The following is a 3,233-nucleotide window of genomic DNA, read 5'->3' as shown; positions in this document are numbered from 1 at the left end:
CGCGGCATCGCTCTTGCCTTCGCCCGAGGGCAGCGAGCCGCCAGTGACGGCGAGCTTGCCCTGCGTGGTGCCGTAGCTGTAGTTGCGGCTCGTGCCCAAGGGGTCGACCACGGTCGCAGAGCTGGAGGACGAGTAGCTGACCTGGTAGCTGTCCACGGAGCCGGCCAGTTGGGTGCTGATTGCACGGCCTGTGCTGTCGTAGGCGAAGGTGCCCCAGCGAACGCCGGCTTCATCGAAGATGCCGGTCAGTGCCTGGGGAAACGAGGCGTTCTCGTAGACGAAGTTGCGACCCTTGCCATCGGGGTACAGAACCGAGGCCAGGCGACCCGAGCCGTCGTAGGCGTAGGCGATGACGCGCGCATCCGGGGTTGTGACGGTGGTCAGTTGGCCCGCGCCGTTGTACGCCAGCGTGAGCGTGCGCCCGAAGCTGTTTGTGACAGAGGCAAGTTGGCCGGTGCCGTTGTAGGTGTAGGTGGTGACCCAGCCATTGCGATCCATCTCGGTCTGCAGCTTGCCGGAACTGTCGAAGCTCAGCGTCGTGTTGTCATCCGCACGGGAATAGGTCCAGGCTCCGGAGGAGAGTTGCACCAACGTGTCCGCGTTGTTGCTGGCGCTCCAATTGGCGGTGCCAGCAGCATTGCCAAAGGTCCGCACATAGCCTTCGCCTGTGGTGATGGCTACGCTCGACGGAGACGCGACGGGCGTTGCAACCAGCTTCGTGCCGAAGTTGTGCGACCAGACTTGGCCGAGGGGATTGCCAGCGCGAGTCGAATCACTCGCCCAATTGCTGCGGTAGGTGCGGGTGAAAGACAAGGCGCCGGGGCCGGAGTCGGACCAATCGGTTTCGGAGCGGTACTTCTCTGCAGTAGCTGGCGAGATGGGAAAGGGCGTACTTTCACCGTCCGATGGACGCTGGCACATCGACGGTGCTTCTGGAGGATTCGACCTCCAGCATCCCGCACTATCCTGCCCCCATCCAGAAGGACATTGAAGAACGCGAAGTAGTAGCTGGCGGGAGTACTGATTGGGTACTGTGTTGCATTGCGCCCCATCACGCGCGGACCCCGTGACGGTGGTTTCGACACAGAGCCTGTCCCCCTCGCCCGCGAAGTTACCAATAACTCCACCTTGGCAAAGATTCGGGGACCCGGCCGCCAGCGTACCGATAGGCACAGTGGAGACGGAGATCGAGCACAGCGAGGCCCCCCAACTCTCCACCTTATCCTGACGGATGCGAGCCGACATGGCCTCAGTTGCAGCACCTACAGTCGGGTAGTCAATGCGTACGCCGTTGAGCATCCAGTACCAGCCCAACTCCTGCGGCGGCGTGCAGGTTTGTCCGGCTCTGGAGACATCGCATGCTGCGGCATGAGCAGATGCCGATGCGACAAGGAACAAAGCCGCGGCTATCTGAAGTTGAACTCCCTTCAACCAAAAGCGCGAAGGCCACGTCTCTCGGTTGGTCGGCATCACAGGGCGCGTGATGAGGCCGCGAATCACCTTGCGCATCAGCGCGTTGAAAATCTCCACCGCACTCTCTCCCTCATGTTTTCTCGTGTGCATGCCTGAACATCTACATTGCCGCATCCACGGCCATTCTTGGCTGAAGTCTCAAGCCAGTAGTTGGCTCGATATGCCGGGCAATCCGTATGACGGCCATACGTTGGCCCCAGTGTCGGCGCGGGGTCAGCGTGGACTACTCTGAAGCGGGTGGTTTTTGTTTCTGCGCTGCAACGAATCGCGCTTCAAAGTCATTGAGCATGGCCTGAAGCTGAATCGATTCCGTCGCACCTGGCTCGATACCACCACCGTCCACGATGCCCTTGACCAAGTAGTACTCGGTCTCCGAACGGATCGCCCCTCGCTTTGGAAACGAGGAGGCCCGACCGAGATTCGCTCACCTGTGATCGCGAATCCGCTTGGAGTACGGCAATTCGATGCCCTGCTTGGCACAGGTAGCTTCGTAGAAATCCCGTGCGGCAGAAAGTTGCTCCCGCAGCATCTGAATTCCTACTGCCAAATCTTCCAAATCCTCTGATTGATTGGACTTCACAAGATTGGCCATTTCCTCCAGGCTGCGCACCAGACCATTCAGTGTGTCGCCTTGGACGACTACTCCTGGATAGTTGCGCTCCGGAAGCTGAACAACCGCAAAATTGATCGGGTCGCTTAAGAGTTCAAGTGTTTTGGTCATGGATTTCTTTTTGGTCCAGGGGTGAAGTAGATGAAGGGCTTATACGAATTTATAGAGTCGTCGCGCAAGAAGTCCTGATTGCGCCCCTCACCAAGACCTCTGTGCCCTTCCGGAAGCGAGCTTTCCAAGCTATGAATCTTTGAGTTTGTGGTGCGCTCAGGGATCACGTAATCCCAGTCGGACCCCGGCCTCGTTTTTCCACTCGCACGGCTTCCGACCAAGCAAATTGGTACTCCAGTTCGATCCGCGGCATTTTGGATCCTCCTTGCCTCTCCTGGGGTGATGTTTCCCAGCTTTGCTCCACCGCCAGCTATGGGTGCAATTCCTCCTCTCCCTCCACCAGACAGGCTGCCGCCTCGTCCACCGCCGCCTCGTCCACCCATTAGGGGGATTTCAGATAACTTGATATCACCTTTGGAGAGGCGACCACCAGTCGGAGACATGATGGCTGGCGGTGCCGAATTGGCACGCTTGTTGTCGCTTGCCAAGCCGAATGCGTCACTGTCATCCAACGGGTCCTCGTCGACATAGCCGAACCGATTCCATCCGCCATCGAGCCCAATCGGATCCGGCTGGCTGTACCGCCCCGTCCTCGCGTCATAGCTGCGGAAGTAGTTGTAGAACAGTCCCGACTCGTCGTCCGAGTATTGGCCCGGATACCGCAGGTTGAACTTCACCTCCGCGATGCTGGTGGTGCCCGGGTTCGGTGCCGTCTCCGTATTGGCGAACCTGTTCCTGGCCGTGGTGGGCTTGTCCTCTCCGAAGGCGCTGTAGGTCCATTGCCAGACGGCTTGCCCGTCTGCGTTGGTCAGTCGTCTCGGCGTGTTGAGGTGATCGCTGTGGATTGCGTAGGTGTTGCCGTTGATGACGGCCGCAATCGGCATCGGCCCGTTGCCCGTGGGCAGGTAGATGTAGCTGGCCTGCCCCGCACTGTTCGTTCCCCCGCTGCCCACCTCCGCGATCAAGCTGCCCTGCTCATCGTAGGTATAGGCATAACCGAGCTGCTCGGCCTGCGTGGTGCTCGGATTCCACAGCTTCG

At 59.7% G+C, this 3,233-nt stretch carries 3 protein-coding genes and 2 pseudogenes; all 5 read right to left on the bottom strand.

The genetic code is table 11. The features are described from left to right. Positions 1-588: pseudogene (locus tag ASD05_RS30380) on the bottom strand (RHS repeat protein); the annotation flags it as partial. Positions 589-654: 66 nt separating this feature from the next. Beyond that, positions 655-921: pseudogene (locus ASD05_RS31060) on the bottom strand (DUF6531 domain-containing protein); the annotation flags it as partial. 775 nt (positions 922-1,696) lie between these two features. Further along, positions 1,697-1,831, bottom strand: a complete 135-nt coding sequence (locus ASD05_RS30940; RefSeq protein ID WP_268810545.1) for a hypothetical protein — start codon at positions 1,829-1,831, stop codon at positions 1,697-1,699. A gap of 66 nt (positions 1,832-1,897) precedes the next feature. Further along, entirely contained in the window at positions 1,898-2,194 is a 297-nt protein-coding gene (locus ASD05_RS30155) for a DUF6959 family protein (protein ID WP_157610157.1), read from the bottom strand. Then, on the bottom strand, positions 2,191-3,233 hold a 1,043-nt coding region (locus ASD05_RS29540), incomplete at its 5' end, for an RHS repeat domain-containing protein (protein ID WP_200955452.1). The genes ASD05_RS30155 and ASD05_RS29540, both read right to left, overlap by 4 nt.

The organism is Variovorax sp. Root434, assembly GCF_001426595.1.
GTDB lineage: Bacteria > Pseudomonadota > Gammaproteobacteria > Burkholderiales > Burkholderiaceae_C > Variovorax.
Note: the sequence above shows the minus strand (reverse complement) of the source record. Positions and strands in the feature narration are given on the sequence as shown.